The organism is Methanoregula sp. (assembly GCF_002835825.1).
GTDB lineage: Archaea > Halobacteriota > Methanomicrobia > Methanomicrobiales > Methanospirillaceae > Methanoregula.
The window spans coordinates 1-3,749 of record NZ_PIZH01000224.1 but is presented as its reverse complement, the minus strand read 5'-3'; the positions used below and the strand labels follow the sequence as shown (position 1 = coordinate 3,749).

Below are 3,749 nucleotides of genomic sequence, written 5' to 3'. Positions count from 1 at the left end.
AAAAGAGCGCACAGCACCGGACTGCAGAGGTTGACAACCCGAATGTCCGGGTCGAGACAGGATAGACGTTCACAAAAACCCTGTCTGCCATGGGGATGCCCACGGCATTAATCCCCGGATCTGCGGATTTCTCCGGTATGGACGGGACGCACGACCTTTTCGTCAGCGATGTCTTCCACAAGGCATACATCGACGTGAACGAGGAAGGCACCGAGGCCGCAGCGGCAACTGCTGTTGTCGTGGGGCTCCGGGCGGCCCCAGTCGGTGACAAACCGCCGGTCTTCCGTGCTGACCACCCGTTCATCTTCCTGATCCGGGACAACGAAAGCGGCGCAATCCTCTTCCTGGGCCGGGTATCGGACCCGGCTGCCGGATAATCACCTTTTTTATCACAGAACGGCAGGATTGGGAAAATCCGGGATCCGTCACAAAACAGGGAGGCGATTTCCGGCCCTGTTCCAGAATGTACCAAAACACAAATCAACACTCTTAATACGGGCCAAAAAGACTCTTGAACCAGCACGCTTGAGGAGCAGGTATTATGGGTTTGTGTACAGTACGCGAACAGGGCAAAGCACTCATCGTCTCCCTTCCCGAATCCGTGGATCATGTCGCGGCCATCAGCCTTGAAAAGGAGTTCCGGGAATTCGTGGCACGCCAGCCGGAAGCCATTCTCTGCGACCTGTCCGGGACAAAATACATCTCCAGCTCGGCCCTTCGGATCTTCCTCGCAACGGCAAAGGCAGCAAAGCCCGCCGGGATCCATTTTGGCCTCTTCTCACCAACATCGTTTGTCACCCACATCATCGACATCTCGGGGTTCGCTTCCATCTTTACCTTGTACGATACGGAAGAGGCAGCGCTCCGTGCGGTATCCCGCAGGTAAGCCCCCGGAGTCCCGGGCAGGCAGGGGGATCATTGCCCCGTACAGGGCTGGACCCGGGCATACGCCAAAAAGACATAAATAGCACCGTTCTCTACTACTGCCCATGCGGGAAGAGAAGAGCAGAATCCGGCAGATCCTGCGGGAACGCAAGGGTGCCATGACCCCGGAGGAACGACTGACCAAAAGCAGGGCCATCTGCGGGCACCTGATGCCCTTAATCCGGGACACCGAGACCGTGATGGCCTACACGTCAAAGGAGATGGAGGTCAATACCGTCCCCATCATCCAGGGCCTTCTCGACCGGAACGTCCCGGTCATCGTCCCCATCATCGTCAAGGAGGATGTAAGCCTCCGGCTCTCTTACCTGCGGGATTTTGCCGCGCTCGTGCCAAGCACGTTCGGCGTTCCGGAACCTATCGGGAACGAGATACCGGCCCGGGGCGAGGATGTGGACACGATCCTCCTTCCCATGCTCGGGTTCGACCGGACCGGGGCAAGAATCGGGTACGGTGCGGGCTATTACGACCGGTTCCTGGAAAAGTTCCCGTTGCTCCGCAAGATCGGCATCGCGTTTGCCTGCCAGGAGATGGAACGGCTCCCGCTGGACCCCACCGATGTCCGCATGGATCACATAATCACCGAGGATGGAATTGTATACCCGTAAGGAGGAATACCCGATGAAGATCAATGGGACGGAGATCCTTGACACGTTTGCCGAAGCATTTCCCACCTGGATATCACGGGTCATTATTACGGCTGACACAAAAGAATGGGCATATACAACCGCTGCCGTTGCAACCGGGTTTGCCACATCGAAGATTTTCTGCCCCTGCGAAGCCGGGATCGAACGTGAGTTCCTCCCTGCCGAGACACCGGACGGCAGGCCGGGTATCTCCATCCTGATTTGCGCCGAGAAGAAGAACATGAAGGCCAATGTGGCTGCCCGCATCTCGCAGTGCGTTCTCCCGGCCCCGACTGCCCATGCGTTCGATGGCCTTCCGGACGCACCGTCCCGATTCGCCATCCGGATGCACTATTTCGGCGACAGGTACGAAGAACGATGCACCGTTGGCGGGAGGAGCTGCTGGAAGATCCCGGTGATGGAAGGGGACTACATCGGCGAGGAGCGGTACGGTACCGTAAAGGGCATTGCCGGTGGAAATTTCCTCGTTATGGGAAAGGACCAGCCCTCCGCCCTTGCCGCGGCAATCGCTGCCGCTGCGTCGATCCGGGGGATGCCCGGGATCATCATGAGTTTTGCCGGGGGGATTGTCAGGAGCGGATCAAAGGTGGCATGCAAAAACTACCGGTTCCCGATGCCGGCCAGCACCAACCACCTGTTCTGCCCGACCCTCAAAGGAAAGATTTCGGATTCCCTTGTTCCGGACGATGTCGGCTCGATATACGAGATCGTGATGAACGGAACCGACGAAGCCGCTGTCAAAGAGGCCATGAGGAAAGGGATCACTGCCGCTGCGGAGACCGGGAAGGCAAGCCATATCGGGGCATCGAACTTTGACGGGAAACTCGGCCCGCACCGGTTCTTCCTCCGCCCGCTCTTTTCATGAGAGTGTGGCCCGGTCCAGCTGCGGGGTGCAGGATCGCTGTTTTGCTCCACGAACAGGATAATCCCGACAGGCCGGGAATAAAGACGGGCTCCCCGCCTATGCCAACCGTGCCCGATCACGGCAGGGATCACAGCGGCCAGCGGCATTTCCCGCCGGTACGCCGGAGCGAGGGGCAGCGGTTGAAATAGGTCTCCCCCCAGACCCAGGGCTGGTAATTCCAGCACATATCGGGTTTCACCGTGTGGATCCCGCAGAGGTACCGGGTCTTTGCCACCCGGCGCAGGAACGGGCAGACCGTGGCATATTCCCCGGTCTCCGTGTTACGCATCTCGAACGAGACAACAATTCCCAAATCTTCTTTTTTCAGCCGGGTGCAGGGCACAGGATCCCCCCGCTCCATGAACGCAACGAACCATTTCAGAATATCAATCCTTCCCTGCTCGATCCAGACATATACATTGGGAACAGTGGGGGTGATGCCGGGGCCGAAGATCCGGCAGCAGAGGCCGCACTGCTCGCACGGTTCATCATCAGAGGGACTGCCTTCGGGCGGGGATTCTGTCATGGTTCTCTGAACTATTATTCACCCGGAAGCGCGATAAGGATTGTTGGTGCGATGTTCCCCGCTGTTGTCCGTACGGCCGGTTACTTCCTGCGGGCGGCGATATATAGAGAGCGTGCCAAACAACCATCCGACGACACGGTTTGAAGGGGGTAATCGCAGCCGGGGCCCTTGTTTCCCCCTACGTCGGAAAGCGAACGTTTTTTTTGTTTTAAGCACTGAATGCATACAATGGCCGGCAGCGGGAAGAGTAACAGCAGGTTCAGCTTTTCCGTCAGGACAAAGATCCTTCTCGCTTTTCTTGCCCTCTCCCTTGGCGCCCTTCTTGTCACAGCGTTCATCGCGTTTGTGCAGATGGAAGATACCGGGCAGTACGCCGTAACCAGCAGCACGAACCTTGGCAACCGTGCCAGCGCAGACAGTACGGAGGCACTCGAACGCGATGCGCAGGCATCGCTCCTCCGGCTGGCAAAAGATCAGGCATATATCAGCAATATCATCATCGAACAGATCGGTGACGACCTGAACATCATGGCGTATTATGCCGGTGAGATTCTTGACAATCCCGGAATGGTCAGGGACCTTCACCTCCCCACGCAGGATGAGCGGCCGGACGACCCGCTCTCAACGTCTGTGGTGGATTACTCGCCCGGAGCCGACAAGACCATCCCGCCGGAAGAACGGCGGGCTGCCGGGATGATGAACCAGATCTTGCTACCGGTTTACTCAACCG

General features: G+C 58.1%; 5 protein-coding genes and 1 pseudogene. 5 read left to right on the top strand and 1 reads right to left on the bottom strand.

Features of this window, described 5'->3' with window-relative positions; genetic code table 11:
• Positions 1 to 80 precede the first annotated feature (80 nt).
• From CW742_RS08655 to fhcD, 4 genes are all read left to right on the top strand, one after another.
• Positions 81 to 377 (top strand): serpin family protein, encoded by a 297-nt coding sequence (locus tag CW742_RS08655; RefSeq protein WP_394339465.1) that lies wholly within the window; start codon positions 81 to 83, stop codon positions 375 to 377.
• Between the two features lie 164 nt (positions 378 to 541).
• Positions 542 to 886, top strand: coding sequence for an STAS domain-containing protein (locus tag CW742_RS08650; RefSeq protein ID WP_292419199.1), 345 nt, complete (start codon positions 542 to 544; stop codon positions 884 to 886).
• 103 nt (positions 887 to 989) lie between these two features.
• Positions 990 to 1,550, top strand: coding sequence for a 5-formyltetrahydrofolate cyclo-ligase (locus CW742_RS08645; protein ID WP_292419196.1), 561 nt, complete (start codon positions 990 to 992; stop codon positions 1,548 to 1,550).
• A 13-nt stretch (positions 1,551 to 1,563) separates the two neighbouring features.
• On the top strand, positions 1,564 to 2,454 hold the full coding sequence (gene fhcD / locus CW742_RS08640) for a formylmethanofuran--tetrahydromethanopterin N-formyltransferase (RefSeq protein ID WP_292419202.1): 891 nt from the start codon (positions 1,564 to 1,566) through the stop codon (positions 2,452 to 2,454).
• A gap of 127 nt (positions 2,455 to 2,581) precedes the next feature.
• Here fhcD and CW742_RS08635 read toward each other — a convergent pair whose 3' ends face one another.
• Positions 2,582 to 3,019: a YkgJ family cysteine cluster protein gene (locus CW742_RS08635; RefSeq protein ID WP_292419193.1), complete on the bottom strand. Its 438-nt coding sequence runs from the start codon at positions 3,017 to 3,019 to the stop codon at positions 2,582 to 2,584.
• A 219-nt stretch (positions 3,020 to 3,238) separates the two neighbouring features.
• Between CW742_RS08635 and CW742_RS08630 the strand changes: the two are divergent.
• Positions 3,239 to 3,749: pseudogene (locus CW742_RS08630) on the top strand (serine/threonine protein phosphatase); the annotation flags it as partial.

Coding starts and splice junctions, on each gene's coding strand:
- CW742_RS08645 (WP_292419196.1), top strand. CDS start 990: ATGCGGGAAGAGAAGAGCAGAATCCGGCAGATCCTGCGGGAACGCAAG.
- CW742_RS08635 (WP_292419193.1), bottom strand. CDS start 3,019: ATGACAGAATCCCCGCCCGAAGGCAGTCCCTCTGATGATGAACCGTGC.
- fhcD (WP_292419202.1), top strand. CDS start 1,564: ATGAAGATCAATGGGACGGAGATCCTTGACACGTTTGCCGAAGCATTT.
- CW742_RS08650 (WP_292419199.1), top strand. CDS start 542: ATGGGTTTGTGTACAGTACGCGAACAGGGCAAAGCACTCATCGTCTCC.